This window comes from Neorhizobium sp. BT27B (assembly GCF_050455485.1).
Taxonomy (GTDB): Bacteria; Pseudomonadota; Alphaproteobacteria; order Rhizobiales; family Rhizobiaceae; genus Neorhizobium.
This window is the reverse complement of sequence record NZ_JBCIYT010000007.1, coordinates 284,960-310,664: the sequence shown is the minus strand read 5'-3', so window position 1 is coordinate 310,664 and position 25,705 is coordinate 284,960. Positions and strand designations below refer to the sequence as shown.

23 protein-coding genes and 1 riboswitch are annotated in these 25,705 nt (G+C 62.0%); of the genes, 9 read left to right on the top strand and 14 right to left on the bottom strand.

What is annotated here, in order from left to right:
* Window positions 1-18: 18 nt before the first annotated feature.
* Window positions 19-1,344: a cobyrinate a,c-diamide synthase gene (locus AAIH70_RS20440; protein WP_132277536.1), complete on the bottom strand. Its 1,326-nt coding sequence runs from the start codon at window positions 1,342-1,344 to the stop codon at window positions 19-21.
* Between the two features lie 113 nt (window positions 1,345-1,457).
* Between AAIH70_RS20440 and AAIH70_RS20435 the strand changes: the two genes are divergently transcribed.
* On the top strand, window positions 1,458-2,597 hold the full coding sequence (locus AAIH70_RS20435) for a cobalt-precorrin-5B (C(1))-methyltransferase (protein ID WP_165932086.1): 1,140 nt from the start codon (window positions 1,458-1,460) through the stop codon (window positions 2,595-2,597).
* On the opposite strand, the gene cobM is transcribed toward AAIH70_RS20435, so the two are convergent.
* Genes cobM through cbiE form a run of 3 tightly spaced genes read right to left on the bottom strand, consistent with a single transcriptional unit; the run spans window position 2,543 to window position 5,003 of the window.
* Window positions 2,543-3,325: a precorrin-4 C(11)-methyltransferase gene (gene cobM, locus AAIH70_RS20430; RefSeq protein WP_132277532.1), complete on the bottom strand. Its 783-nt coding sequence runs from the start codon at window positions 3,323-3,325 to the stop codon at window positions 2,543-2,545. The genes AAIH70_RS20435 and cobM overlap by 55 nt on opposite strands.
* The gene (locus tag AAIH70_RS20425) at window positions 3,322-3,765 is read right to left on the bottom strand and encodes a cobalamin biosynthesis protein (protein ID WP_245519260.1); all 444 of its coding nucleotides are present in this window, start codon (window positions 3,763-3,765) and stop codon (window positions 3,322-3,324) included. Before AAIH70_RS20425 ends, cobM begins: the two co-directional genes overlap by 4 nt.
* Complete coding sequence (gene cbiE, locus AAIH70_RS20420) at window positions 3,762-5,003, bottom strand: precorrin-6y C5,15-methyltransferase (decarboxylating) subunit CbiE (protein WP_132277528.1); 1,242 nt, start codon at window positions 5,001-5,003, stop codon at window positions 3,762-3,764. The genes AAIH70_RS20425 and cbiE overlap by 4 nt, the downstream gene beginning before the upstream one ends.
* Window position 5,004: 1 nt before the next feature.
* On the opposite strand from cbiE, the gene AAIH70_RS20415 reads away from it, so the two are divergent.
* Window positions 5,005-5,766 (top strand): cobalt-precorrin-6A reductase, encoded by a 762-nt coding sequence (locus tag AAIH70_RS20415; RefSeq protein ID WP_132277526.1) that lies wholly within the window; start codon window positions 5,005-5,007, stop codon window positions 5,764-5,766.
* Here the strand turns inward: AAIH70_RS20415 and AAIH70_RS20410 are convergent.
* The 7 genes from AAIH70_RS20410 to AAIH70_RS20380 are packed head-to-tail and all read right to left on the bottom strand — an operon-like array spanning window position 5,736 to window position 14,265.
* Entirely contained in the window at window positions 5,736-6,494 is a 759-nt protein-coding gene (locus AAIH70_RS20410; RefSeq protein ID WP_132277524.1) for a precorrin-3B C(17)-methyltransferase, read from the bottom strand. The two genes, AAIH70_RS20415 and AAIH70_RS20410, sit on opposite strands and share 31 nt — an antisense overlap.
* Complete coding sequence (locus AAIH70_RS20405; protein ID WP_132277522.1) at window positions 6,491-7,228, bottom strand: precorrin-2 C(20)-methyltransferase; 738 nt, start codon at window positions 7,226-7,228, stop codon at window positions 6,491-6,493. The genes AAIH70_RS20410 and AAIH70_RS20405 overlap by 4 nt, the downstream gene beginning before the upstream one ends.
* The gene (locus tag AAIH70_RS20400; protein ID WP_132277520.1) at window positions 7,225-7,857 is read right to left on the bottom strand and encodes a precorrin-8X methylmutase; all 633 of its coding nucleotides are present in this window, start codon (window positions 7,855-7,857) and stop codon (window positions 7,225-7,227) included. The genes AAIH70_RS20405 and AAIH70_RS20400 overlap by 4 nt, the downstream gene beginning before the upstream one ends.
* Window positions 7,854-9,416 carry a precorrin-3B synthase gene (gene cobG, locus AAIH70_RS20395; RefSeq protein ID WP_132277518.1) on the bottom strand — a complete coding sequence of 521 codons (1,563 nt, stop codon included), beginning with the start codon at window positions 9,414-9,416 and terminating at the stop codon, window positions 7,854-7,856. The genes AAIH70_RS20400 and cobG overlap by 4 nt, the downstream gene beginning before the upstream one ends.
* Window positions 9,413-12,787 (bottom strand): cobaltochelatase subunit CobN, encoded by a 3,375-nt coding sequence (cobN, locus tag AAIH70_RS20390; RefSeq protein ID WP_132277516.1) that lies wholly within the window; start codon window positions 12,785-12,787, stop codon window positions 9,413-9,415. Before cobN ends, cobG begins: the two co-directional genes overlap by 4 nt.
* On the bottom strand, window positions 12,787-13,824 hold the full coding sequence (cobW, locus tag AAIH70_RS20385; RefSeq protein ID WP_132277514.1) for a cobalamin biosynthesis protein CobW: 1,038 nt from the start codon (window positions 13,822-13,824) through the stop codon (window positions 12,787-12,789). The genes cobN and cobW overlap by 1 nt, the downstream gene beginning before the upstream one ends.
* 21 nt (window positions 13,825-13,845) lie before the next feature.
* A complete protein-coding gene (locus AAIH70_RS20380; RefSeq protein WP_245519259.1) occupies window positions 13,846-14,265 on the bottom strand; it encodes a DUF1636 family protein in 420 nt (139 codons plus the stop codon).
* Window positions 14,266-14,368: 103 nt separating this feature from the next.
* Window positions 14,369-14,575, bottom strand: a riboswitch (cobalamin riboswitch).
* 113 nt (window positions 14,576-14,688) lie between these two features.
* Here AAIH70_RS20380 and cobO point away from each other — a divergent pair.
* The gene (gene cobO / locus AAIH70_RS20375) at window positions 14,689-15,303 is read left to right on the top strand and encodes a cob(I)yrinic acid a,c-diamide adenosyltransferase (protein ID WP_132277505.1); all 615 of its coding nucleotides are present in this window, start codon (window positions 14,689-14,691) and stop codon (window positions 15,301-15,303) included.
* 6 nt (window positions 15,304-15,309) lie between these two features.
* Window positions 15,310-16,767, top strand: coding sequence for a cobyric acid synthase (locus AAIH70_RS20370; RefSeq protein ID WP_132277503.1), 1,458 nt, complete (start codon window positions 15,310-15,312; stop codon window positions 16,765-16,767).
* On the opposite strand, the gene cbiB is transcribed toward AAIH70_RS20370, so the two are convergent.
* Window positions 16,751-17,728 (bottom strand): adenosylcobinamide-phosphate synthase CbiB, encoded by a 978-nt coding sequence (cbiB, locus tag AAIH70_RS20365; RefSeq protein WP_132277501.1) that lies wholly within the window; start codon window positions 17,726-17,728, stop codon window positions 16,751-16,753. The genes AAIH70_RS20370 and cbiB overlap by 17 nt on opposite strands.
* Between cbiB and cobD the strand changes: the two genes are divergently transcribed.
* The 4 genes from cobD to AAIH70_RS20345 all read left to right on the top strand — a co-directional run bounded on the left by cobD (window position 17,727) and on the right by AAIH70_RS20345 (window position 22,754).
* A complete protein-coding gene (gene cobD, locus AAIH70_RS20360; RefSeq protein WP_132277499.1) occupies window positions 17,727-18,791 on the top strand; it encodes a threonine-phosphate decarboxylase CobD in 1,065 nt (354 codons plus the stop codon). The genes cbiB and cobD overlap by 2 nt on opposite strands.
* 45 nt (window positions 18,792-18,836) lie before the next feature.
* Window positions 18,837-20,267: a M20 family metallopeptidase gene (locus AAIH70_RS20355; RefSeq protein WP_132277497.1), complete on the top strand. Its 1,431-nt coding sequence runs from the start codon at window positions 18,837-18,839 to the stop codon at window positions 20,265-20,267.
* Between the two features lie 95 nt (window positions 20,268-20,362).
* Window positions 20,363-21,823 carry a phospholipase D-like domain-containing protein gene (locus AAIH70_RS20350; RefSeq protein ID WP_132277618.1) on the top strand — a complete coding sequence of 487 codons (1,461 nt, stop codon included), beginning with the start codon at window positions 20,363-20,365 and terminating at the stop codon, window positions 21,821-21,823.
* 88 nt (window positions 21,824-21,911) lie between these two features.
* Window positions 21,912-22,754 carry an endonuclease/exonuclease/phosphatase family protein gene (locus AAIH70_RS20345; RefSeq protein WP_132277495.1) on the top strand — a complete coding sequence of 281 codons (843 nt, stop codon included), beginning with the start codon at window positions 21,912-21,914 and terminating at the stop codon, window positions 22,752-22,754.
* On the opposite strand, the gene AAIH70_RS20340 is transcribed toward AAIH70_RS20345, so the two are convergent.
* Window positions 22,734-23,843 carry an NAD(P)/FAD-dependent oxidoreductase gene (locus AAIH70_RS20340; protein ID WP_132277493.1) on the bottom strand — a complete coding sequence of 370 codons (1,110 nt, stop codon included), beginning with the start codon at window positions 23,841-23,843 and terminating at the stop codon, window positions 22,734-22,736. The genes AAIH70_RS20345 and AAIH70_RS20340 overlap by 21 nt on opposite strands.
* A gap of 204 nt (window positions 23,844-24,047) precedes the next feature.
* Between AAIH70_RS20340 and AAIH70_RS20335 the strand changes: the two genes are divergently transcribed.
* Window positions 24,048-24,182 (top strand): hypothetical protein, encoded by a 135-nt coding sequence (locus AAIH70_RS20335; protein WP_281033626.1) that lies wholly within the window; start codon window positions 24,048-24,050, stop codon window positions 24,180-24,182.
* 69 nt (window positions 24,183-24,251) lie between these two features.
* Here AAIH70_RS20335 and AAIH70_RS20330 read toward each other — a convergent pair whose 3' ends face one another.
* Window positions 24,252-25,388, bottom strand: coding sequence for a M20 aminoacylase family protein (locus AAIH70_RS20330; RefSeq protein WP_132277616.1), 1,137 nt, complete (start codon window positions 25,386-25,388; stop codon window positions 24,252-24,254).
* Between the last annotated feature and the right edge of the window lie 317 nt (window positions 25,389-25,705).

Sequence of the window (25,705 nt, the reverse complement as noted above, 5' to 3'; positions counted from 1 at the left end):
ACGAATTAAGGATCACGCTTAGGCTCCGCTCACCCGCGCAATCGCGTGGAAAAACGTGCCGCTGACAAACCCGCGCCGCCCGCCGGATGTGCCGAGCGGTTTGCCGGTGCCGTCCGCGATCGTCGCAAAGGCATCGTCCGAACCGGCATCGATCACGCTGGCATAATGAAACTCGTGGCCACGGATCATGCTGCCTGCCTTGCCCACCGGACCATCGGCGGCAATCGTCGCCTGCCGATAACCGAGGTTCATGCGGCGTTTTGCAAAACTGGTCTGGTGAGACAGAAGCCCGGTCATCTGGTGGGTCACGCCATCGGCATCCTCCAGCGTTTCGCCTAAAACCATGTAGCCCCCGCATTCGCCGTGCACCGGCCGCGTCTGCGCAAATTCGCCCAGCCCGGTGCGAAAATTTTTGGCGGCGGCTATCGTTCCGGCATGCAGTTCGGGATAACCGCCCGGCAGCCAGCAGACGTCACAATCCTTGGACGGCGCTTCATCGGCCAGAGGCGAGAAGGGCACGATTTCCGCACCCAATGCGCGCCAGTGGGCAGCGACATGCGGGTAAAGGAAGGTGAAAGCAGCATCCTGCGCTAAGGCAATGCGCTGGCCGGGGGGCTGCAGATTGGCTTCCGGTGACATCGCGGTTGTCTCCTTGAGCGGCACGGCGATATCGAAAATGGCATCGAGATCGAGCGAGGCTTCCATCGCATCGGCCAGTTTTTCGATATGGCCTTCGATCTGCGGATGTTCGCTGGCCTGCACCAGACCCAAATGCCGCTCCGGCAGAACCAGATCCGGGTTGCGCAACACCGCCCCCACCAGCGGCAGGCCGGTGCCGGTAATCGCATCGCCGGACAGCTTTACATGCCGTTCGCTGCCGGCCCGGTTCATGATGACGCCGGCAATTTCCACTTTCGGGTCGTAATGCCTGAACCCCAGTGCGACGGCGGCTGCCGTCTGCGATTGGCCAGACACATCCAGAACCAGCAGAACCGGAATGCCCAGCAGGCGCGCCAGATCGGCAGCCGAACCGGTGCGGCCATCGCCGCCGTTGATGCCGTCAAAAAGGCCCATGGCGCTTTCGATCAGCACCAGTTCGGTATCGCTTGCGGCATCGTTCAGGAGATGCGCCACCAGCGCCGGTTCCATCGCCCAGGTATCGAGGTTCAGGCCGGGCAGGCCTGTCGCAGCATGGTGAAAACCGGGGTCGATATAATCCGGCCCCGATTTGACTCCACGCACTTTGATACCACGCCGGGCGAAGGCGCGCAGAAGGCCGATCGTCACGCTTGTTTTGCCCGAGCCGGAGCGTGGTGCGCCAATGATGAGAGCCCGTGCCGTCATGCAAAAATTCCTTCGGTCGAAAATGTCGGGACAGGACCTGTCATGCGAAAAACCTTTTGCCGGTGACTGCGGCTCGGGGCAACGTTATAGAAGCGGTCATGAGTGAAACTGGCATCGAAGCGGATGGCAAGAACCTGCGGCGTGGCTGGACCACCGGCACGTGCGCTGCCGCGTCTGCCAAGGCGGCCTGCGCTGCGCTTTTGACGGGAAAATTTCCCGATCCGGTCGAGGTTGGCCTGCCCGGTGGGCAACGTCCGGCCTTTGCCTTGGCCGGTGAAGAGCTGGGAGCTGATTTTGCCCGCGCGTCCATCGTGAAAGATGCAGGCGACGATCCCGATGTTACCCATGGCGCACTGATCTCCTCCACCGTGCGGCGTGGTCGCCCCGGTAGCGGCATCACCTTCAAGGCCGGTTCCGGTGTCGGCACGGTCACGAAGCCGGGCCTGCCGCTCGGCATCGGCGAACCGTCGATCAACCCCGTCCCCCGCCAGATGATCGCTGCCGCCATAGCCGAGGTTTCGGGCGGAGAGACCGATTTCGAAGTTGAGGTGTCGGTTGCGGATGGTGAAAATATCGCCGAAAAAACGCTGAATGGGCGCCTGGGCATTCTGGGCGGCATTTCGATCCTCGGCACGACCGGCATCGTCATTCCGTTTTCCTGCGCGGCATGGATCCATTCCATCTGGCGCGGTATTGACGTGTCGCGTGCCGAAGGCCTCACCCATGTCGCCGGCTCCACCGGCATGACCTCGGAAAAGGCCGTGCAGCAGCGGCACAATCTGCCCGAAGTCGCGCTTCTCGATATGGGCGATTTTGTCGGCGGCATGCTGAAATATCTGAAAAGCCACCCCGTTCCGCGCGTCACCGTTGCCGGCGGCGTGGCCAAGATGACCAAGCTGGCGCAAGGCATGCTCGACCTGCATTCCAAACGTGGCCTGGCCGATCTCGATGGGCTGGCAAAGGTCGCGATCGATGTCGGCGCCAGCGCCGATCTGGCCGATCGCATCCGCAGCGCCAACACCGTGATGCACGCGTTCGAAATCGCCGCTGAAGACGGGCTGGAACTCGGCCCGGCGATTGCTGCGCTGGCGTGGCAGACGGCGGCAAAAGTGCTCGACAGCGGCGATATCGCGCTGGAAATCCTGATCTTTGACCGTCAGGGAAATTTCGTTGCCGAAGCGCCGTTCACGCCGTCCGATCAAGCCGCGCCGTCCGATCCCGGCCCGTCTCCGCCCCTGAACCGGCGCACGTAATCGGCGTTATAAAGCGCGCTCTCGCGAAAATCTTGCGCTGCCAGTCCCGGCCCGACCAGAATGAGCGCCGTGCGCTCCACCGGGTCGGCCGCCAGCATTGCCTCGATGGTCGAAAGCGTGGCGCGGAAAACCCGTTCATCCGGCCATGTCGCCCGCACCACCACGGCCACCGGGCAATCGCCGCCATAAAGCGGCGTCAGCTCTTCCACCACCTTGCCGATCGCATGGATCGCCAGATGGATGGCAAGCGTTGCGCCGGTGGCGCCAAAGGCTTTCAGGTTTTCACCCTCCGGCATTTTTGAAGCGCGGCCGGAAACGCGGGTCAGAACAAGGCTCTGCGCCACTTCGGGAATAGTCAACTCGCGCTTCAGCGCGGAAGCGGCGGCTGCGAAGGACGGTACGCCCGGTGTCATCGTGTAATCGATGCCATGTTTCTCCAGCCGTCGGATTTGCTCGGCCACAGCACTCCAGACGGAAAGATCGCCGGAATGCAGGCGGGCGACATCCTTGCCCTCTTCATGCGCCTTCACATATTCGGCCTCGATCTGGTCGAGAGACAGCGAAGCCGTATCGATGATGCGGGCATCCGGTGGGCAATAGGCGAGCAGTTCGCGCGGCATGATCGAGCCGGCAAACAGGCAGACCGGGCATTTGCCGATCAGGTCACGGCCGCGCACGGTGATCAGGTCTGCCGCGCCCGGTCCGGCGCCGATGAAATGAACGGTCATGCTGTCGTCTTTCCAGTCTTTTTATTCGGGCCAGTCTCGGCATTTGCGACGGCAATGGCGCAGGTCACGCCATCGCGTACAAATCGTGGTGCGGCCAGTACCGCGGTCTCGCCGGCGGCGGCAAGAGCTGATGCCTCGCAAAGGCTCGGGCTTCCGGCATAGGTGAGGCTCACTTGCGAAACGGTCAGCGTGCGCGAGGCTGCGGCTTCGAGCGCGGCTTGTTCGACCACGACCAGCGGAACGCCGAGTTTTTTTGCCGCTTCGATGATCCCGGCCTCATCGGCCTTGATCGTGCCGGTCGCCAGCATGTCCGGCGTGCGTCCGGGAAAACCCGTCTGCTCCAGCGTTTCCGCCAGCACGCTCAGGATGGTCGCGGTCGGAGTATCCTTGCGGCAGCCGATGCCGGCAACGATCCGCCTTGTGGTTGCCGTTTCACTCACGGTTTTGTCCAGATCCATTGGGTCACCGGCATGGCCGGTCGCCAGCCAAACATGGTTCCGATCGGCGTCACGCGCGAAATATCTAGCCGGCTAAGTGATCCGCCGAGCCGCGCATGTGCCGCCAGCAGCACCGCTTCCATTTCCAGCGTCACCGCATTGGCGACAAGCCGTCCATCCGGTCCCAGTGCCTGCACGGCGGCATCAAACACACCCGGCTCGCTGCCGCCGCCGCCGATGAAGATCGCATCCGGCCTCGGCAATCCGCCCAGCGCCTGCGGTGCCGTACCCTTGATGATGCGCAGGCCCGGCACACCCATCGCTGCCGTATTGTGACCGATCCGCACGGCGCGTGCCGCATCGCCTTCGATGGCGATGGCCTGCATGGACGGGTGCCGCAACATCCATTCGATGCCGATCGACCCCGAACCGGCGCCGATATCCCACAGGAGTTCACCACGCCGAGGGCTTAGCGCCGACAGCGTCAGCGCCCGTATCTCGCGTTTGGTGATCTGCCCGTCATGGTCAAACAGGGCGTCATCCATGCCGCAGGCTAGCGGCAGAATGCGTGCATTTCCGGAGGCGATAACCTCGATGGCCACGACATTCAGCACATGGATATCGGCGAGATCGAATTTTTCTGCGGTGCTGGTTCGAACCCGTTCCTGCCCGCCACCCAGCGCTTCCAGCACTGTCAGCGCGGATTTTCCGAAACCGCTCTCCGTCAGCAACGTCGCCAAGGCTGCCGGTCCCATCTCATCCGATGTCAGCGCCAGAACCTTGCGGCCTGGATGCAGCAGTGGTCGCGCCAGATCGAGCGAGCGTCCATGCAGCGAGACCGTCTCGATATCCTGCAGCGCCCAGCCCAGCCGTGACGCCGCCAGCGAAAAAGCGGATGGGGAGGGGATGGCGATATATTCCTGCGCTTCGACATGCCGAGAAAGCGTGACACCGACGCCGAAAAAGAACGGATCGCCCGAGGCCAGCACGCAAACCTTTTGACCACGCAAATCGACGACCGCCTGCATGGCGGTATCGAAAGGCTGCGGCCATGGCCGCGCCTCGCCCGCGATCAGAGGGGTGGCCAGTTCCAGATGCCGTTTGCCGCCGAACACGACGGTGGCAGCCGAAATCGCTGAACGTGCCCGTTCACCAAGGCCCGAAACACCATCCTCGCCGAGGCCGATGATGGACAACCACGGATCAATCGTTACATGCTTCCGGTCTGATTCAGGAGGCATTTTGAAAAACTCCATCCTCATTCTGGGCGGCACCACCGAAGCCCGGCTTCTGGCCGAGGTTCTGGCGCAGAACAGCCGTTTTGCCACCACGCTGTCGCTGGCCGGCCGCACACGCACGCCGATCGCCATGCCGGTGCCGGTGCGCACCGGCGGTTTTGGCGGGCCAGCAGGGCTGGCTGCCTACCTGAACGATCATGGCATCGATCTGCTGATCGACGCCACTCATCCTTATGCCGCAAAGATTTCCGCCAACGCCGCCGAGGCGAGCCGTCTTTCCGGCGTTCCACTGGTCGCGCTTCGCCGGCAAGGCTGGTCCGAACAGCAGGGCGACCGCTGGACGCCCGTCGAAAGCGTCGCGGCTGCTGTCACAGCGCTCGGCAAAACGCCGCGCCGTGCCTTTCTGGCGCTCGGCCGGCAGGAGCTTTTGCCCTTCGAACAGGCGCCGCAGCATTCCTATGTCATCCGCAGCGTCGATCCGGTCGAACCGCCGCTCACCGTACCTTCCGCGCAGTATATGACCGCGCGTGGCCCGTTTCGCGAATCCGACGAGCTGGCCCTTCTGTCCGATCACGGCATCGATGCCATCGTCTCGAAAAATTCCGGCGGCAGCGCCAGCTACGGAAAGATCGTGGCGGCTAGAAAGCTCGGCATCGAAGTGATCATGATCCGCCGGCCGGTTCTGCCGCAGGTCACATCGTTCGAAAGCGTGGATGCCGTGCTTTCCCATCTCGATCAGATCTTTCCGGCAGAGCGTGGCGAATAGACCAGCGGGGCCTGCCCGGGCCGTTCGATCAGCCGCGTTTCGGTCGAACCGACGATGATGCAGGTCGCCATGTCGGCCATGTCTGAATGGGCATTCGACAGCGGCTCGATCCGCATCCTTTCGTCCGGCCGTCCGGCGGCGCGGCCGAAGACGACCGGTACAGTACCGGGAAGATGTGCGCGCAGCACGTCGAAAGCGCGGGAAAGCTGGTGCGGCCGCGCCTTGCTGACGGGGTTGTAGAAGGCCATCACGAAACCGGCTTCTGCTGCCGCGATCAACCGCTTTTCGATCAGCTCCCAGGGTTTGAGATTATCCGACAGCGAAATCGCGCAGAAGTCATGGCCAAGCGGCGCACCAACACGGGCGGCCACGGCCAGCATGGCGGTAATGCCCGGCACGACGGAAAATTCGATCTCAAGCCATTCCGCCGGTCCGGCCTCGATCGCCTCGCACATGGCCGCTGCCATGGCAAATACGCCGGCGTCGCCACCGGAAACGACACAGACTCTTCCGCCCTTCGCCGCGAGCATCAAAGCGGCCTGCGCGCGCGAAATTTCCTCACGGTTGTCGGAAGCATGGCGGCGCTGGTCGTCGCGCAAGGACAACCGATCGACATAAGGGCCGTAACCGAAAAAATCCTCGCCGGCTTCGATCGCTGCCAGCGCTTCCGGTGTTACCTGATGCGCATTGCCGGGCCCGAGCCCGATAACGGTAATCGATCCTCTCATGGCCGCGCCTTCCAGCCGGGAACAAGCACGATGGAGAAATAGGGCGCCGGGCTTTCGTCACGCTCAGTGAGCGGTGTCATCGCCGCCGTCGCCATCGTGCCGCGCTCCACATAGATCGCACCATCCAGCTTGCCGGCGGTGGCAAGCGCTCTGCGGATCTTTGGCAGGTTGCGGCCAACCTTCATGATCACCGCGCCATCCGTGCCGGACAGTCGTTCCGTCAAAATATCTTCCGCCAGTGTGCCCGGCAGCACGCTCAGAATGTCATCGCCCTGCACCAGCGGCAGGCCGGCCATCGACCAGCAGCCGGACATCGCGGTCACGCCCGGCACAACCTCGGCATCGTAGCGGCCAGCCAGCCGCAGATGCAGATGCATGTAGGAGCCGTAAAACAGCGGGTCGCCTTCGCTCAGCACGGCAACACTGCGGCCGGCATCCAGATGCACGGCAATCTCTTCCGCAGACCGGTCGAAGAACTCGGCAATGGCGCCGCGATAATCGTCGCCGTCCTTGTCCATCTCGACCGTGACCGGATAGACCAGCGGCAGTTCGATCGTGCCGGGGCGCACATGCGCTTCCACGATGGCACGGCCATTGCCATGGCCACCCTTCTTGGTGAAGAAGGCGATCACATCGGCCTCTGCGATGGTGCGCACCGCCTTCAGTGTCAGAAGTTCGGGGTCGCCGGGGCCGGTGCCGACGCCGAAAACGCGGCCTTTTTCAATATTGCTCAAAGCCCGGCCCTCGCCAGTGCGTTGATGGCCGCTGCCGTCATCGCCGAGCCGCCCATACGGCCGGAAACGATCGCATAGGGGATTTTGTGGTGGCTGATCGCCAGTGCTTCCTTGGATTCCGCCGCCCCGACAAAACCGACCGGCATGCCGATGATGGCGGCCGGGCGTGGTGCGCCGGCATCCAGCATTTCCAGAAGATGAAACAGCGCCGTCGGTGCGTTGCCGATTGCGACAAGCGCGCCTTCCAGCTGATCGACCCAGAGATCGAGTGCGGCGGCCGAGCGAGTATTGCCGATCGCCTTCGCAAGCTCCGGCGTGCGCGGGTCCTGCAGGGTGCAGATGACCTTGTTATCGGCCGGCAGACGGGCGCGGGTCACGCCATGCGCCACCATCTGCGCATCGCAGAAAACCGGCTTTCCGGCCTTCAGCGCGTCACGCGCAGAAGAAACGAAGTCGGGGGAGAAATGAAAATGTTGGGCGGCTTCCACCTGTCCGCAGGCATGGATCATGCGGATGGCGATCCCGGCCTCGTCCTCGGAAAATCGCGACAGGTCGCTTTCTTCGCGAATGATGGCGAATGATTTTTCGTAAATGGCGTCGCCTTCGCGAATGTAGTCGTATTGGGTCATGACAGTCCTTGCGAAAGCACCTTTTCCAGCCGGGCAGGGCCCAGCCGGCAAAGACAGTCGCGTGTGGTTTCGCCGGCACCTCTTTCGAGGCGGACAAGATGGGCCAGAGCGCCGAGCGTCTTGCCTTCCTCGCCGTGGCGGATGAGTTTGAGCGGCATATCGCTTGTTTTGCCCTCGAAGATCAATGCCGTGCTGTCATTCATTCCGACAAGGCTGACCAGCGCTTTTGCCGGGTGCGCGCAGCCCTTGGTGCAGCCGGAAAGATGCAGGGTGAAGGAGCCGTCCAGAAGGTTGGCCACATCCCGTGCGGCAAGCGTGCCAAGCGCATGGGTTTTGATGGACGCCGAGGCGCAGGCCGGTGAACCGGGACAGGCAGCAATTTTTGCCCGCGGGTCGTTCTGCGATAGGATCAGGTCTTTCGAGAATTCGATCATGCTGCGGCAGGCATCTTGCGTGCCGAAGAAGACGAGGGAGTGGTCGATGGCTGGGCGGATTTTTGCGATGCCCGCCGTTTCCGCCTGTCGGCCGAGGTTTATCAGTGTTTCGGCAGGGCATTGGCCGAAGGGAATGCCGATGCGGGCGGCGAACTGATCGGGGAGCGGGATGTCGGTGATTCGGCCAGATGCTAATGTCTTCTCCCCATCGGGGAGAAGGTGGTCCGAAGGACCGGATGAGGGGGATATCGCCACATGCAGGTGCTGCCGGGTCGCCCCCTCATCGCCTCGCTGGCGCTCCGGCACTTCTCCCCGCGGGGGAGAAGTGACTTGCGGCTGATGCCTGGCTTCACAGGAAACGGCAGCATTCATGAGCTGGAAAAGCCCAAGCGCCACTGCCGTCTGCTCCATAACAACGTCATCATCCGCGATCACGACATCGCCAAGCCACTCCCGCACCTCGGCAGAATCCAGCGCCCGCCCACGCACTGGCACGTCCATCGCGGCAATCCTTGCCAGAATCAGCGTCACACAGGTCGTCGCATCCGCATCGGCCACCACGCCGACGGATCTGCCAGTGCCGGCCGTGCCACCCAAAAGAATACGCCAGAAAATCTCGGTTCCGCGCCGCACCGCCAGCAGCCGGATATCGGCGAGAAGCGCATGCAGCGGCAATTGCCCGCCGCCATCCACCACCACCACAAATTTTGCTGCCAGACGTCGCGACAGGCCGTATTCGCTGATGAATGCGCGAATGGCGGAAGCCAGCGGTTCCGGGCTGGTGATCTCCTGCGGATCATGGCCGGCCAGCGCACCGGTCTCGACTGCCACACCATCCCGCAATGGCAGGTTCATCAGGCGCACGTCCGTTTCCAGCGCCCGCGCACTTGGAGCACTCAAACCGCGAAGCTGAATATTGCCGCGGGCGGAAATGTCGATCAGGCCGTTACCGTGCCGTATCGCCAGTTCGCCGATGCGGATGAGGTCGGCCGGGCGAATGGGGCCATCGAGGCCGATACGGGCCAGAAGCCCGTCGCCGGTCATCATCGGCGTCGCCAGCGCCGGGCAGGCGCCGCGCACCATCGGCGGGATTGCGGTGTTCGGGATGGGGAGAGGCGCCGTCATACCAGCACCCTTGCGTCGTCACGGTCGGCTTCCGACAGCAACAGTTCCAGTTCGCCATCGATGGAATTGCGGCGTGGATGCCAGAGGCCACGGCGACGGGCCGACAGAAGACGTTCTGCGATGGCCTTTGCCGCCTGCCGGTTCTGGTCGAGAATGAAGTTTCGCACATCGTCATCCGCCACATAGGCCTGATAGACGGCTTCGATCAGCGAGCCGGGAATGGCTTGCGTCGTTTCGGCAAAACCCACCAGCCGGTCCACGGTTTCGGCAAATTCGGACGCACCGCGCGGGCCATGTCGCATCTGGCCGGCGATGAAGCGCGGATTGGTGGCGCGGGCACGCACCACGCGGGTGATCGCCTCGACGATGGAACGGGCGCGCGGCCGGTCGGGATCGGTGGTGTCGAGCGCAATCACATCCGCCTTGCCGCCAAGGGCTGCCACGGCTGCGGAAAACCCGCCGATAAAGGCGACGTCGGAGGAACCGTCCAGCAGGTCGCGACCGGGGTCGTCGCCGGTATGCACCAGCAGGTCAGCGGCGCGGACACGCTCGGTAAACTGGCCGCGGGCTTCCACGCCTTCGCCCTCGGCGCCACCAAAGGCGTGGCTGGTCGCGTCGAGATAGAGTTTGCCCAGTTCTGCGCGCTCGCGCCATTCGCCATCGGCCAGCCGTTCCTCGATGCCGGCGCCATAGGTGCCGGGGGCGGACCCGAAAATGCGCTGCGGGGCGACGCCTTCGGCATGTGCCGCCTCGTTCAGCGGATTGTCGCCCGGCGCTTCTTCCCGGACTGCGATGGCGCGGGTGGCGGCATCGAGCAGCGCGATGAGAGGCGCAAACATGTCGCGAAAAAGGCCGGAAATGCGAAAGCTCACATCGACGCGGGGTCGCCCAAGGCTTGCCGGGGCTAAAATCTCGATGCCGGTGATGCGTCCGGTCGCGGGGTCCTGAACGGGTTTCGCCCCCATCAGCGCCAGCCCCTGCGCCACTTCCTCGCCGCCGCTGCGCAAGGTGGCACTGCCCCAGAGATCGATCACAAGGCTCTTTGGCCAGTCGCCATGATCCTGCAGGTAACGCCGCAACACCTCGTCGGCGGCACGTTTGCCGAGTTCGAAGGCTGTCGGTGTCGGCATGGTGCGCGGGTCGGAAGCGTAGAGGTTGCGGCCGGTCGGCAGCACATCGCGGCGGCCGCGTGCCGGTGCGCCGGAAGGACCGGCGGTGATATGGCGGCCATCGAGTGCATCCAGAAACGCTTTTCGCTCACTTTCCGCGCTTTGCCGGCGCATCGGGTCCGGCGTGTCGGTGGTGATGTCGGTGTCGCGACCAAACACGTGCTGGCCATCCTTGATGGCAAAATCCTTCAGGTCGCACAAAAATGCGTCGATCCGCGTCAGCGCCGTATCGGCGTCTTCGCCTGCCGCAACGCCGGCATCGGTCGCCAGACCGGTCTCATGCGCCATCTCGACGATCAGTTTGGCCAGCCTGTCGCGGCGGCGGCGATCCAGCCCATCAGCCTGCGCATATTCATCGACCAGCAGTTCCAGCTTTTTCTGTGCGTCGGAAAGCCCCGCTTCCGTCAAGGGCGGCGGCAGGTGGCCGATGGTGACGGCGGCAATGCGCCTCTTGGCAACAGCCGCTTCGCCGGGATTGGACACGATGAACGGATAGATCACCGGCAGCGAGCCGAGCACGATTTCCGGAAAACAGGTTTGGGACAAGGCCACGGTCTTGCCCGGCAGCCATTCCAGCGTGCCATGCGCGCCGACATGCACCACCGCATGCGCGTCGAGCGTCTGGCGCATCCATGCGCCGAAAGCGATCAGTCCGTGGCGCGGCGGGCGTTCGGGATCGTGGTAATCGGTGCGGCGATCCACCTCGCGGCCGCGATCGGGTGCGAGTGCGACGGTGACATTACCGAAACGGGCGGCGCGGAAGGCGAAAACATTTTCCCGCAGTGCTTCGTCGTCATCCGGCGCACCCCATGTCGCCGTCACGGCATCGCGGGCTTCCCTTGGAAGCGTGTCGAAAAAGTCCTGATACTCTTCCCGCGAACAGGCTTCACCGGTGCCATCAAGCTGCTGCAGCAGGCTTTTGGCATCCGCCGGAATATTTTCGACGTCATAACCGGCATGCCGCAGCTGGCTCAGCATTTCCAGCACGCTTTGCGGCACGTCCAGTCCGACGGCATAACCGGTGCGTCCCGGCGCGCCGGGATAATCCGGCAGAAGGATGACGATGCGGCGATTTTTTCGCTCCGCCTTCTGTAGCCGCAAAAGGCCGGCTATCCGTCCCGCCACCTGCGCCACCCGGTCCGGCTCTGGCCGGTTGATCAGCCCGGCAAATCCCAGTTCGTCCGCGTTGCGCGCATCCTTGAACGACACCGCACCGGCGAGAATGCGTCCATCCAGTTCCGGCAGAACCACATGCATGGCGAGATCCGCCGGTCCCAGCCCGCGCCGGTTTTCAAGCCAGGCGTCGCGACGGGTGGTGGCAACGATCACCTGCAGAACCGGCACGCCGATGCGGTCGAACAGTGTTTTGCCCTCGTCATCCGCGCCACTGGCAAAGGCGGTGGCAGTGATGATCGCCGAGGGTTTTATCGCTGCCATCGCCGTTTCGACGAAAGTGAGCGATGCCCTGTCTTTCAAGCCGGCGACAAAAACCGGCACCGCCCGAATGTTCTTATTCCCCAAGGCATCGAACAAGGCATCGATCGGCGCGACGTCACTGGCCAGCAGCATGGATCGATAAAACAGGATCGGCACGATGGCCGCACCCGGCATCGCGGCCAGAAGCGTATCCGCAGTTTCGCAAACGCCACGGCCGGGATGATAGAACCCGGCTTTTGGCACGCTTACCGCATCGGCCGCCTCCGCCGCCTTGCCCTGAACAAGCCCGACCATTCGCGTGGCCAGAAACACCATGTTTTCCGGACCGCCCTCGCGAAAATAGGAGAGCAGCCGGTCGAGTTCGGCGGCCGAAACTGTCGAGCCCGCGGCCAGCCGCGCGTCGCGCTCGCTGCATTCTCCGGGCAGCATGATGAGCGTCACGCCGCGCGCGCGCGTCATGCGGGCCAGTTCGTCGGCGCCATAAGGCCAGCGGTCATGGCCGCCGAGGATACGCACGAGAATGAGCTTGGCGTGACGCGCCACCTTGTCGATCCACAGATCGACCGACATCGGGTGGCGCAGTTCGGAAATATTGGCGAGCCTGAGCGACGGCATGCTTTCGCCGCCCTTGGCCCATGCGGAGGCAATGCCGTTCAGATCGCTGTCGGTAAAGGACAGCACCACCACGTCGCCCGGCGTCTGGTCGAGGTCGACCGGTTCGATCAGGTCGTCAAGAGACGAGGACGTGGTGGCGAGGATATGCATCAGGCCGCCAGGATCTTTTCGATCTTGGCCGCATCGATGCCCTTTTCGCCGATGACGACGAGACGCGAACGGCGCTCTTCATTGGCTGCCCAGGGGCGGTCAAAGTAGTGGTTGACGCGCGGGCCGACGGCCTGCACGAGAAGACGCATCGGCTTGCCGGCCACTTCCACATAACCCTTGATGCGCAGCACCTTTTCCGCCGCCGTCACATCGGCGATGCGCTGGCTGAGTTCAGCCGGATCGGTGATCGCCGGCATATCCAGAACAAAGCTGTCGAAATCGTCGTGTTCGTGGTCCAGCTCGTCGTCGTGATGGGTCTTGCGGTTCTCGATATCGTCTTCGACGGCCAGGCCCAGACCGATGAATACGGCCGGATCGACCACGCCATTGGAGGCCGGCACGATGCGCACGGCGCGCGGCAGATGTTCGGTCACATGCGCGGTGGCGATCGCCAGACCCTTTTCATCGAGAAGATCGGCCTTGGTCAGGATCACGAGATCGGCGCAGGCGATCTGGTCTTCAAACACTTCCTCGACCGGGTTGTCATGGTCCAGACTATCGTCCTCGGCGCGCTGGGCGGCCAGCGCTTCCATGTCGTCGGCGACGCGGCCTTCGGCCAGTGCCAGACCATCGACCACAGCGACAACGCCATCGACGGTGACGCGGCTTTTCACGCTCGGCCACTGAAATGCCTGGATCAGCGGCTTGGGGAGGGCGAGGCCGGACGTCTCGATCAGGATATGGTCGACCTTCGGCTCAAGCGCAAGAATCCTGTCGATTGCCGGCACAAAGTCGTCGGCCACGGTGCAGCAGATGCAGCCATTGGCCAGCTCGACGATATTGTCGTCCGGGCAGTTTTCGATGCCGCAGCTTTTCAGGATTTCGCCGTCGATGCCGACATCGCCGAACTCGTTGACAATAACGGCAAGGCGCTTGCCTTCGAGGTTCTGCAGCGTGTGGCGCAGAAGCGTGGTCTTGCCGGCGCCGAGAAAGCCGGTGACGACGGTGCAGGGAATACGGGCGAGATTGGCGGTCATGAGCTTTTCCTGAATGTCGGTCTATGCGTTGAAATCGAAGGGCGGAATACGGGCGATCATGTTGCGCTTGAGACAGTCCGGCCGGCCCTTCCAGGGCATCAGGCCGTCGGCCGAGGTGGCGATCAGTTCGGCGCCGGTGATCAGGTCGGCGGCGTTTTCGAGGTCGAGATGGCCGAATACATAGGTCCAGCCGTCCTGCCGTGCGATCACGGCGCTTGGGCCGCGCTTGCAGTTGGAAAGGCAGCTGACGCTTTTGATAGTGACGTTCGGCACCTGTTCAGCCGCTGCTTCCACGGTTGCGTTGAGCAGATGCGTGCCCTGACTAGGTTCCTCGGTCGAGCCTTCGCTGGCGCGGCAGCTGGCGCACACAAAAATCGTTACCGCCGGCGTTTTTGCAGCGGGGTCAGTTTTCTGGTCGTCGTCGGGCTGGAAGAAATCCAAGCATCTACCCCGTCTAATTCAAAACATGCGGGGTGCGGGCGCGATGACTGGATGCCGGTCGCGCCTGAAAAAAACATCCTTGCCGGAGCACCCCGCCCGGCTGGAATTTCTGTCTCTGACGGCAGGTCTCCTGGCTTGCGGATCGTCGCCCTATCGCCGCCTTCCCGAAATCGCTTTCAGTGGCGTGGTGCGGGGCTAACCGCCTACAGTTGCGGGGGCAGCCGTGGTTTGAAGCCTGAAGACCGGCCGTACCACGTTCCCTCTTAGCTTTCCCCGTTGCCGGGAAAAGACCGTCACCCTTTCCCTAGGCGTCGGTACACGCAGTGTCAATGCAAACGCCCTTGTAGACGGCATGGATTGCCGCGCGAAACGAATCCCCTATAGTCCGCGCTTCCCGAAACGAGCCGTCGCCGAGGAGCCGAAATGAAAGAGATCGACCAGCAGGAAGCCGAGCGCCACCAGCGCAAGATGGCCAATCGCAAGGCGGTGCAGGATGCCGAAGTGGCGGAAAAGACTTTGGAAAAAGGTCTGCTGATAGTCAATACCGGCCCCGGCAAGGGCAAGTCGACGGCGGCCTTTGGTCTGGCGCTGCGCATGCTCGGCAATGGCCGACGCGTCGGTGTCGTGCAGTTCATCAAGGGCGCATGGGAAACCGGCGAACGGCCGGCGCTGGAACTGTTTGGCGATCGCGTCGAATGGCACACGATGGGCGAGGGATTTACCTGGGAAACGCAGGACCTGAAGCGCGATGTCGCGGCCGCCGAACGCGCCTGGGCCAAGGCTGAGGAACTGATGGCCGATCCGTCCATCGGGCTTCTTCTGCTCGATGAACTCAACATCGCGCTGCGTTACGATTATCTCGACCTCGATGTCGTCATCGCCTCGCTGAAGGCACGCCGCGAGGACCTGCATGTCGTCATCACCGGCCGTAATGCCAAGCCTGCCTTGATCGAGGCGGCCGATACGGTGACCGAAATGTCGCTGGTCAAACATCACTTCAAGGCGGGCGTAAAAGCCCAGTCCGGCATCGAGTTTTAAAAAATCATGACCGCACGCGCGCTGATGTTTCAGGGAACCGGCTCGGATGTCGGCAAGTCGCTGCTTGTCGCAGGCCTTGCGCGTGCGCTGACCAATCGTGGCCTCAAAGTGCAGCCGTTCAAGCCGCAGAACATGTCCAACAACGCGGCGGTGACGGCGGATGGCGGCGAGATCGGCCGCGCGCAGGCCCTGCAGGCGCGGGCGGCAAAGGTGCCGCTGTCGGTGCATATGAACCCGGTTCTGCTGAAACCGCAGAGCGAGGTCGGGGCGCAGGTCGTGGTGCAGGGCCGCGTGCAGGGCAATGCGAAAGCATCCGAATATCAGGGCATGAAGGCGGCGTTGATGCCGCGTGTCATGGAAAGCTTTGAACTTCTGAAATCACAGGCCGATATCGTTCTGGTCGAAGGCGCCGGCAGCGCCTCGGAAGTCAATCTGCGCCGCAACGACATTGCCAATATGGGCTTTGCTCGCGCTGCCGATGTGCCGGTCATCCTGATCGGCGATATCGACCGCGGCGGCGTCATTGCCAGCATTGCCGGCACCAAACTGGTGCTGGATGCGGAAGACGCGGCGATGATCCAAGGCTTTATCGTCAACCGGTTTCGCGGTGATCCCACCCTGTTTGCCGATGGTATGGCGATGATCGAAGCGCATACCGGCTGGCAACAGATTGGCCTGTTGCCTTTCTTCAGTGAAGCCCGCCGCCTGCCGGCCGAAGATGCTCTGGCGCTCGATGCTGCCGCTATCGACAAGACGGGCGCCAAAATCCGCATCGCCGTGCCGGTCCTGCCGCATATTTCCAATTTCGACGATCTCGATCCGCTCGATGCCGAAGCGGATGTCGATGTCATCCGGGTGCGCCCCGGCGAAGTTTTGCCGGCCGATGCCGATCTTGTGCTTCTGCCAGGCTCGAAGGCGACCATATCGGATCTCGAAACCTTCAAGGCGGCTGGCTTCGATATCGATCTTGCTGCCCATGTGCGACGTGGCGGCTATGTGCTTGGCCTGTGCGGCGGTTACCAGATGCTGGGCCGCACGGTGCGGGATCCCGATGGCATGGAAGGCGTTTCCGCTACGGTGGAGGGCCTTGGCCTGCTGGATGTGGACACCACGCTTTCCAGCGAAAAACGCCTTGAGGCTGTCACCGGCATCAGCGCTGACGGCATTTCATTTGCCGGCTATGAAATGCATATCGGCCAGACGACCGGATCTGATTGCGAACGACCCTTTGCACGGATTGCCGGTGCTGCCGATGGTGCGACCGCGAAAAATGGCCGGGTCTTCGGCACTTATGTCCACGGCCTGTTTGCCGATGACCGCCAGCGTTCGGCATGGTTGCAACGTCTTGGTGGTAAGGCGTCGACCATCGATTACGAAGCCGGAGTGGATGAGGTTCTGGACCGGCTGGCGCAGCATATGGAAAAACATCTCGATATCGAGGCGTTGCTCAGGCTCGCGAAATAGCCAGGCCGGCAAGAGCCAGCAGGCCGAAAAAGGCGATCATCAAGATATCGGCGAAACGCGCCAGTTTCAGCGCTTTACGAATATCGGTCGGCATTGCTTCGCGGCGTCCGCCGGCCCCCATGAAATGGTCGGGTACCAGAGTGCCGCCGTAAACGCGGGGGCCTGCCAGTGCCAGCCCCAAAGCGCCGGCCATCGCCGCTTCCGGCCAGCCGGCATTCGGCGAGCGGTGTTTTCCTGCATCACGCCATACGGTTTTCCATGCATCCTTCGCGGACGCGCCGGGCACGAAAAACGCGGCGAGAACGAAAAGAAGCGCCGTCAGGCGCGAGGCCGGAAGGTTGATCAGGTCGTCGAAACGAGCTGCTGCCCAGCCGAAGGCCTCGTAACGTTCGCTGCGGTGGCCGATCATGCTGTCGGCGGTATTGGTGGCCTTGTAGGCGGCACCGCCCGCCAGTCCGCCGATCCCGAGCCACAAGGCAGGTGCGGTAATGCCATCGGAAAAGTTTTCCGCAAGGCTCTCGATGGCGGCGCGACAGACGGCAGGTTCGTCCAGCTGGTCCGGGTCGCGGCCGACGATCATCGACACGGCTTTTCTGCCGGCCACCAATCCGTCTGCATCCAGCGCGTCGGCGACCGCCAGAACGTGGTCTTCGAGGCTTTTTTGGGCCGTCAGGCTGGATGCTATTACCGCAAGAACGGCAAAATCGACAAGCGAGCCGCCCAGCAGCCAGCCTAGGCCCGCGGTCACCACAATCACGCTGCCGAGAATGCAGATCAGCGCCACTACGCCCATCATCTTGCGCCGCGCAAAACTCTGCTCCGGCCGGTTCAGCCTTTTGTCCAGCCCGCCGATCATGTTGCCGATCCAGATGACAGGATGGCCGATCGTCCGCACCAGCCATTGCGGATAACCGCAGAGCCGTTCAATAAGCAGGGAGAAAAAGGCGAGCGTAAAAAACATGCGGCGAAATATTGAACCCCTGGCAGATATAAAAATCGATCACGGCGGCAATCTGGCCGGGGCGGACGCCCGCTTCCCGCGTGCGCCAAAACCCTGGATCGATCTGTCCACCGGTATCAATCCGCATGCCTATCCGCATTCGGATATCGCTTCCACCGCTTTCTGCCGCCTGCCTGAACCATCGGCCCTTCGATCGCTCAAAGGCGAGGCGGCCGTCGTTTACGGTGCACCCTCGGCGGACAATGTGGCGGCGGCACCCGGAACGCAGATCCTTCTGCCGCTTCTGGTCGAAGCCGCGTTTGGCGGCAGCGTGCGGCCCGGCGCAAACGCCGCCATCCTGTCACCCACCTATGCGGAACATGCCCGCATGGCCCGTCTCGCCGGTTTCGATCTCACCGAGACCCAAAATTTCGAGGATCTGTTCGCGGCCAATCTCGCTCTCGTCGTCAATCCCAACAACCCGGATGGGCGGTTGATCGAGCGCACGGAGCTGTTGCGCCTTGCCGCGCATATGGCTTCAAAGGGTGGACTTCTGGTCGTTGACGAAGCTTTCATGGATGTCGTGCCCGCCGGTCACAGTGTGGCAGGCGATATCGGCCCCGCCCTTGCCGTGCTGCGCTCCTTCGGCAAGTTCTACGGGCTTGCCGGCCTGCGTCTCGGGTTTGCGCTGGCGACACCGGACGATGTGCGTCGCATCGAAGCGCGTCTCGGTCCATGGGCGATTTCCGGTCCGGCGCTGCAGATTGCCGGTCAGGCGCTTGCCGATCGCAACTGGCAGAATGGCATGCGCGAAGTATTGAAAGCCGATGCTGCGCGGCTCGATGATCTTCTCACCGATGCGGGCCTAAAAATCGTCGGCGGCACGACGTTGTTCCGGTTGGTGCGACACCCCTATGCATCCGCTTTGTTCCAGCAACTCGGCGAGGCCGGCATCCTCGTTCGCCCCTTTTCCGAGCGCCCAGAAAATCTGCGTTTCGGTCTGCCATCCGGCGAGGGTTGGGCACGTCTGGAAAAACTGTTGGCATCAAAACAATTTCGGCAGTTGGCCGAAGCCGAGCGGTAGGTTACGGTTCGGCTCCCTTATTATTTCCAGTGCAGGTGACACGACATGACGAGCAGCAGCAACCTTCCTCAGGTCTTCGATACGATCGAAAAGAAGAAGGAGGTTTTCACCGAGCTCGCCAACCGCGTCTGGGAAACGCCTGAAACCTGCTACATGGAAACGCTGTCTGCCGCAGCACACCGCGAAATGCTGGAAGCGCAGGGTTTTGCCATCACCGACAAGGTTGCCGGTATTCCCACCGCACTGATCGGCGAAGCGGGCGAGGGCGGCCCGGTCATTGCATTCCTCGGCGAGTTCGATGCCTTGGCCGGCCTCAGCCAGAAGGCCGGCGAAGTGGCGCATGATCCGCTGGTGGCGGGTGCCAACGGCCATGGCTGCGGCCATAACCTGCTCGGCTCCGCCTCCATGCTTGCCGCCACGGCGCTGAAGGATTGGCTCGAAGCCACCGGCACGCCCGGCCGTGTGCGCTATTACGGCTGCCCGGCCGAAGAGGGTGGCGCCGCAAAGGCCTTCATGGTGCGCTCCGGCGCTTTCGAGGATGTCGATATCGCCATCAGCTGGCACCCGAGCAATTTTGCCGGCGTGCAGCGCGAAACCTCGCTTGCAAACTGCCGCATCGATTTTGTCTTCCACGGCCGTGCCGCCCATGCCTCCGCCGTGCCGGAACTTGGCCGCTCGGCGCTCGATGCCGTCGAGCTGATGAATGTCGGCGTCAATTATCTGCGCGAACACATGCAGCAGGATTGCCGTATTCATTACGCCGTGCTCGATACCGGCGGCATCTCGCCCAATGTCGTTCAGGCTTATGCCAAGGTGCGTTACGTGGTGCGCGCTCCCGATCTGCCGGGCCTCTTGTCGCTGATCGAACGCGTCAAGAAGGTAGCGCAGGGTGCGGCCTTGATGACCGAAACCACCATGGAAAGCACCATTCTCGCCGGCGTTTCGAACCTGATGGTCAACACGCCGCTGATGGACACGATGCAGGACATCTGGGACAGCGTCGGTACGCCGGAATTCGATGCCACCGATATCGCCTTCGCGGAAAAAATCCGTGCCACGCTGACGCCGGAAGATATCGCCGCCAGCTGGCGCCAGGAAGAACTGGATGAGCGAGATATCCCGCTCGCCAATTTTGTCCTGCCCGCGCATACCCGCCTCAAACAGATGGGTGGCTCCACCGATGTCGGTGATGTCAGCTGGGTGGTGCCGACGGTTCAGGCCTACGGCCCGACGCTTGCCATCGGCACGCAGCTGCACACATGGCAGGTCGTGACGCAGGGAAAAAGCCCGCTTGCCCACAAGGGCATGGTAACGACCGCCAAGGTTATGGCCGCCACCGGCCTTGCCGCGCTGCAGAGCGAACAGCTGCGCGATGCCGCTTGGGCGGATCTGAAACGCCGCCAGAAGGGCATCATCTATACCAGCCCGATCCCGGAAGGCGCCGAGCCGCCGGTTGCCGCAATGGCCTCCAAGTAAAGCAAACGAACGGAAAAACCGTCTTGTGACCGGGCCGTATGACTATGTCATGCGGCCCGCATTGCACGCTTGGTGCCCGCGCCTATATTGCCAGCATGCTTGAAACATTTTACGCCTACTGGCCGCATATTTTCCTCGTCCTGTCGATCGTGATGGGCGTGCCGGCGGCCATCCATGCGACGATGAACAAGGAGGAAGTCCGCTCTGCCATCGGCTGGGTCGGCGTCATCATCCTGTCACCCTTCATCGGCGCGCTCCTTTATCTGATTGCCGGCGTCAACCGCATCCGCCGCAACGTTTTGGGTTTCCAGCGATCGCGCGTCCAGTACGGTGCCTTTGCGCATCTGGAAGCCTATGATGTCGCGTCCGAAACGGTCACCACGCACTTCGGTCATCGTTTTCTTGCCATGAAAACGCTGGGAGACCGCGTCGCCCGCCATGCCTTCACCACCGGCAACACGATCGACGTCTTCGATACCGGCGACAAGGCTTATGGTGCGATGCTCAATGCGATCGCCTCGGCACGGCGCAGCATTCTTCTGGAAACCTATATTTTCGACAGGGATCGCATCGGCACGCGCTTCGCCGAAGCCTTGATCACGGCCGTTCAGCGCGGCGTTGAGGTCCGGGTGCTGATCGATGCGGTGGGCGCCCGCTATTCGGTGCCGAGCATTCTGGGCATGCTGCGCGATGGTGGCGTCGCCGTCGAAGTTTTTAACGGCAATGTCATCATGGGCCTGCGCCTGCCCTACGCCAACCTGCGCACCCACAGAAAGATCATGATCGTCGATGGCACGGTGGCGTTCACCGGCGGGATCAATATCCGCGAAGGCTTTTCCGCTGAAATCTCCGGCGACAAATGCGCTTTCGATACCCATTTCCGTGTCACCGGGCCGGTCGTCACCGATCTTTTTGCCATTGCCTCGGAAGACTGGCAGTTCGCTTCCGGTGAAGTGCTCGATAGCGATGCCTGGCAGGTCACAGCCCCGGAAAAACTGCCGGGCGATCCGGTTCTGGTGCGCGCCGTCGGTTCAGGGCCGGATCGCAGCAACGAAACCAATCACAAGATGCTGATGGGCGCGTTTTCGGTGGCGCGCAAATCCATCCGCATCGTCTCGCCCTACTTTCTGCCCGACCGCGAACTGATCACCGCGCTGATCACCGCCGCAAGACGTGGGGTCACCGTCGATATCGTCGTGCCGGAAACCAATAATCTCACCCTCGTCGACCGCGCCATGACCGCGCAGTTCGACCAGATCCTCAAGAATTACTGCCGCATCTGGCGGGCCACCGGCGCCTTCAATCATTCCAAGCTGATGGCCATCGATGGCTGTTGGGCCTATGTCGGTTCGTCCAATCTCGACCCTCGCTCGCTGCGGCTGAACTTCGAGGTGGATCTTGAAGTGCTGGATCGTGATTTTGCCGTAGCTTTGGAAAAACGCATCGACCAGACGATCGAAACCGCGTCGGCCGTGACGCTGGAAGGCCTGCGCAACCGCCCCTTTGTCGTGCGTCTGCTGGAAAGGGTGCTGTGGCTCGGTTCGCCTTATCTTTGACCCAACCTGCCGTTAACGAAGCTGGCATTTAACGAAAATGGAACGCTCGGGCGGCTAGGGTATTTTATCAGTCAAAGGATTGCCAGCGATGACCAAACCCATCCGCAGCAAGCGCGACAATCTTCCGGCGAGCATTATCGCCTCCATCCGCAATCGCAAGAAACGCGATACTGGTCCTCATCCGCATGACCCTGCGGAAGGCATGCTTGTTGCCTCCTACAATGTCCACAAATGCGTCGGCGTCGATGGCCGTTTCGATCCCGAGCGCACCAGCCATGTCATCCGCGAGATCGGTGCCGATGTCGTGGCGCTGCAGGAGGCGGATACCCGGTTCGGTGAACGCCGTGGTCTGCTCGATCTGCACTGGCTGGAGCGTGAAACGGGCCTGACGCCTGTTCCTGTTTCGGGTGTGACGCGGGCGCATGGCTGGCACGGCAATGTCGTGCTGTTTCGCGAAGGTCTGGTGCGCGATGTGCATCAGGTTAAACTGCCGGGGCTCGAGCCGCGCGGCTGCCTCGTCACCGAAATCGAGTTCAACAATGGCGCGACGCTGCGCATCATCGCCGCTCATCTCGGCCTGTTGCATCGCTCCCGCCACCAGCAGACACGGATGATCCTCGACATCATGGGCTCGCGCCACGAACAGCCGACGGTGCTGCTTGGTGATCTTAACGAATGGCGCCTTGGTGACCGTTCGTCTCTGCACGGATTGGCAAGTGTATTTGGCGGTACGCCGAAGGCGGTGCCGAGTTTTCCGTCGCGACTGCCGGTTCTGGCGCTCGACCGCATCATGAGCAACCGCGCCGGTCTGATCGAGCGCGTGCATGTGCATGACAGCGCGCTTGCCCGTATCGCCTCGGATCACCTTCCGATCAAGGCGGTGGTGCGCTCCAATACGGCCTCATCACTGTCAGCCGTCGCCCAGGCGTGAGCGCAGCTCCATGGCAATTGCCAGCGATGACGTCAGTCCCGGACTTTCGATGCCGAAAAGGTTGACCAGTCCCGCAATGCCGTGAACCTCCGGCCCGTCGATGCGAAAGTCCGACGCGGGTGCATTCGGATCGCCGATCTTTGGCCTGATTCCCGAATAGCCGGGTGTCAGCGCATCGTCCGGCATAGCCGGCCAATAACGGCGTACGGCTTCGGCAAAACCATCCGAACGGCGCGGATCGACTGCGTAATCGATCTCTTCCACCCATTCCACATCCGGTCCGAACCGTGCCTGTCCGCCCATGTCGAGCGTCAGGTGCACACCCAGCCCATGCGCATGCGGGGCAGGGTAGATCAGCCGGTTGAATGGTGCGCGGCCGGAAAGCATGAAATAATTGCCCTTGGCATAACGGGTTTCGGGCACGAGGGCCGGCGAAAGCCCGTCGATCCTTGAGGCGACTTGCGAAGCATGCAGGCCACCGGCATTGACCAGAAACCGGCAGGTCAGCGACATCGTTTCCGCGCCACCAACAAAAACCGTGAAGCCGCTACCCGTCACCTCTGCTCGCTTGAACGGTGACATCAGCGCGATCGCGGCACCGTTTTCCTCGGCATCGCCGCGCAGCGCCAGCATGTAACCATGGCTGTCGATAATGCCGGTTGAGGGCGACACCAATGCTGCCATGCAGGAAAGTGCCGGCTCCAGCTGTCTTGCTTCTTCGCCCGAAATCATCCGCAGGTCGTCGCAGCCATTGGCCTCGCCCTTGGCTTTCAAACCTTCAAGCACCGCCACTTCATCGTCACTGTTGGCAACGATCAGTTTGCCGCAGCGGCGGTGCGCCACGCCATGGCTTTCGCAATAATCGTAAAGCCTGCGCCGCCCTTCGACGCAAAACCGTGCCTTCAGGCTTCCTTGCGGATAATACAGCCCGGCATGGATAACCTCGCTGTTGCGGGATGATGTGCCGGTACCGATCGCGTCGGTGCTTTCGAGAACGATCACGGACAAACCTGCGATTGCCAGTTCCCGCGCCGTGGCAAGGCCAATCACGCCTGCCCCTATCACGATCGCATCGATATCCACCGTCATTCCCGCAGCTCCCGAATTTTTACAGTTTTTTTACACACCGTGAGGTTCTAGCAAAATCCTCTTCAAAATACCGAATTCTGCCTCATACGAAAAAGGATTTTCTAAGGCAGGCCGGTGGTCGCGCAAGTTTATCTCTATCGAACTGGTAGAGTTAAGATAGGATGGTATCAGCTCAATTGAGAGCGTCTATGGCTGGAGGATATCATGCGGCATCTCGATACACATGCGCCCCGGCATCTTTCCGGACGTTCCGGCAAGTGGCAGTCTGCCCTGCATGCCGTGCTTGTCACGGCCGCATTCGCCTTTGTCTGCGGCGTTACGCTCGGGCTTTTCCCTTAAAAGTAAAGCCATATCAGTTCATATGAAAAACCTCCCGCGTTGGGCGCGGGAGGTTTTTTGTTTTCGGGTTCAGGCCTTCAGCCAGTTTTCCGCGACATCCACCCAGAATGCGGTGCCGATCGGTAGCGCCTCGTCGTTGAAATCGAAGCGCGGGTGGTGCAGCGGCGGGTCGTTTTCGGTGCGTTTGGTGCCCAGCAGAAAATAGGTACCCGGCCGCTCGCTGAGCATATAGGCAAAATCTTCCGCCCCCATGGAAGGACGCGGCAGATCCTGAACCTTGTCCTCGCCGATCACCTTTCGAGCGAGATCGCGGATGAAGGCGGTCTCGGCCTCGTGGTTGACGGTCGGGTGATAGCCGCGCTCGTAGATCACTTCGGCGCGCAGGCCATAGCTTTCCGCCTGTCCTTCCGCCACCTTGCGAATACGCTCTTCCAGCAGATCGCGGGTTTTCGGGTCGAAGGAGCGGATGGTCAACACCATTTCGGCACGCTCGGGGATGACATTGCTCGCCTTGCCGCCATTGAAGGCGCCGACGGTGACGACGGCCGAATCGAGCGGATGCACATTGCGTGAAACGACGGTCTGCAGGGCCATGATGATGCTGGCGCCGGCAACGATCGGGTCGGAAGCATCCTGCGGTTCGGCGCCGTGGCCGCCATGGCCATGTACGACGATCCTGCATTCATCGACGGCCGCCATGATCGGCCCGTCGCGCACGACGATATGGCCGAAGGGCAGGGCGGGGTCGTTGTGCAAGCCGAACACGGCATCGCACGGGCATTTTTCAAACAGCCCGTCCTCGATCATCAGTCTGGCGCCGCCAAAGTTTTCCTCGGCCGGCTGGAAGATCAAATGCACCGTGCCATCAAAATTGCGGCGCTCAGCAAGGATTTTTGCCGCTCCGAGCAGCATCGCGGTATGCCCGTCATGGCCGCAGGCATGCATCAGGCCTTCGTTCTTGCTGGCATAGTCCAGCCCGGTTTCCTCATGGATCGGCAGCGCGTCGATATCGGCGCGGATGCCGATAGAACGAGAGCTGTCGCCGTTGCGGAGCGTGCCGACGACGCCGGTCTGGCCGAGGCCACGCGTCACCTCGTAGCCGAGTGCCGTGAGTTGGGCTGCGATAAAATCGGAGGTCTTGAATTCCGAAAGACCGAGTTCCGGATTTTCGTGCAGAAAACGTCGCGTCGCCAGTACTTCCGGCATATAGTTGGAAAACTGGATCGTCATCGTTCTTCCTTTCTTCTGCATCACTGAAAAGCCCTGAAATGCGGCATTTTCTTTCCGATACATGTTGGTATCCGGCAAGGCTCGCCTCGGTCAACAGGTTCCGGATGTGGTCACCATGAGGGGGAATGTGGTGTTCGTCTTTCACCGGTCATGAAAGCATAGCAATCTGTGTTCCAAGCAGCTGAATACGTTCAGGTTTCATTCAGGCCGACGGTTTTAGACCGGTCAATCCTTATTATCCGGGAGGAACAGGTGGGCCGTTGCTGTCTTTCGATTTGCCATATTGCGCTTGC

Coding starts and splice junctions, on each gene's coding strand:
- AAIH70_RS20440 (WP_132277536.1), bottom strand. CDS start 1,344: ATGACGGCACGGGCTCTCATCATTGGCGCACCACGCTCCGGCTCGGGC.
- cobM (WP_132277532.1), bottom strand. CDS start 3,325: ATGACCGTTCATTTCATCGGCGCCGGACCGGGCGCGGCAGACCTGATC.
- cbiE (WP_132277528.1), bottom strand. CDS start 5,003: ATGCCTCCTGAATCAGACCGGAAGCATGTAACGATTGATCCGTGGTTG.
- AAIH70_RS20410 (WP_132277524.1), bottom strand. CDS start 6,494: ATGAGAGGATCGATTACCGTTATCGGGCTCGGGCCCGGCAATGCGCAT.
- AAIH70_RS20400 (WP_132277520.1), bottom strand. CDS start 7,857: ATGACCCAATACGACTACATTCGCGAAGGCGACGCCATTTACGAAAAA.
- cobG (WP_132277518.1), bottom strand. CDS start 9,416: ATGACGGCGCCTCTCCCCATCCCGAACACCGCAATCCCGCCGATGGTG.
- cobN (WP_132277516.1), bottom strand. CDS start 12,787: ATGCATATCCTCGCCACCACGTCCTCGTCTCTTGACGACCTGATCGAA.
- cobW (WP_132277514.1), bottom strand. CDS start 13,824: ATGACCGCCAATCTCGCCCGTATTCCCTGCACCGTCGTCACCGGCTTT.
- cobO (WP_132277505.1), top strand. CDS start 14,689: ATGAAAGAGATCGACCAGCAGGAAGCCGAGCGCCACCAGCGCAAGATG.
- AAIH70_RS20370 (WP_132277503.1), top strand. CDS start 15,310: ATGACCGCACGCGCGCTGATGTTTCAGGGAACCGGCTCGGATGTCGGC.
- cobD (WP_132277499.1), top strand. CDS start 17,727: ATGCGGCGAAATATTGAACCCCTGGCAGATATAAAAATCGATCACGGC.
- cbiB (WP_132277501.1), bottom strand. CDS start 17,728: ATGTTTTTTACGCTCGCCTTTTTCTCCCTGCTTATTGAACGGCTCTGC.
- AAIH70_RS20355 (WP_132277497.1), top strand. CDS start 18,837: ATGACGAGCAGCAGCAACCTTCCTCAGGTCTTCGATACGATCGAAAAG.
- AAIH70_RS20350 (WP_132277618.1), top strand. CDS start 20,363: ATGCTTGAAACATTTTACGCCTACTGGCCGCATATTTTCCTCGTCCTG.
- AAIH70_RS20345 (WP_132277495.1), top strand. CDS start 21,912: ATGACCAAACCCATCCGCAGCAAGCGCGACAATCTTCCGGCGAGCATT.
- AAIH70_RS20340 (WP_132277493.1), bottom strand. CDS start 23,843: ATGACGGTGGATATCGATGCGATCGTGATAGGGGCAGGCGTGATTGGC.
- AAIH70_RS20335 (WP_281033626.1), top strand. CDS start 24,048: ATGCGGCATCTCGATACACATGCGCCCCGGCATCTTTCCGGACGTTCC.
- AAIH70_RS20330 (WP_132277616.1), bottom strand. CDS start 25,388: ATGCCGGAAGTACTGGCGACGCGACGTTTTCTGCACGAAAATCCGGAA.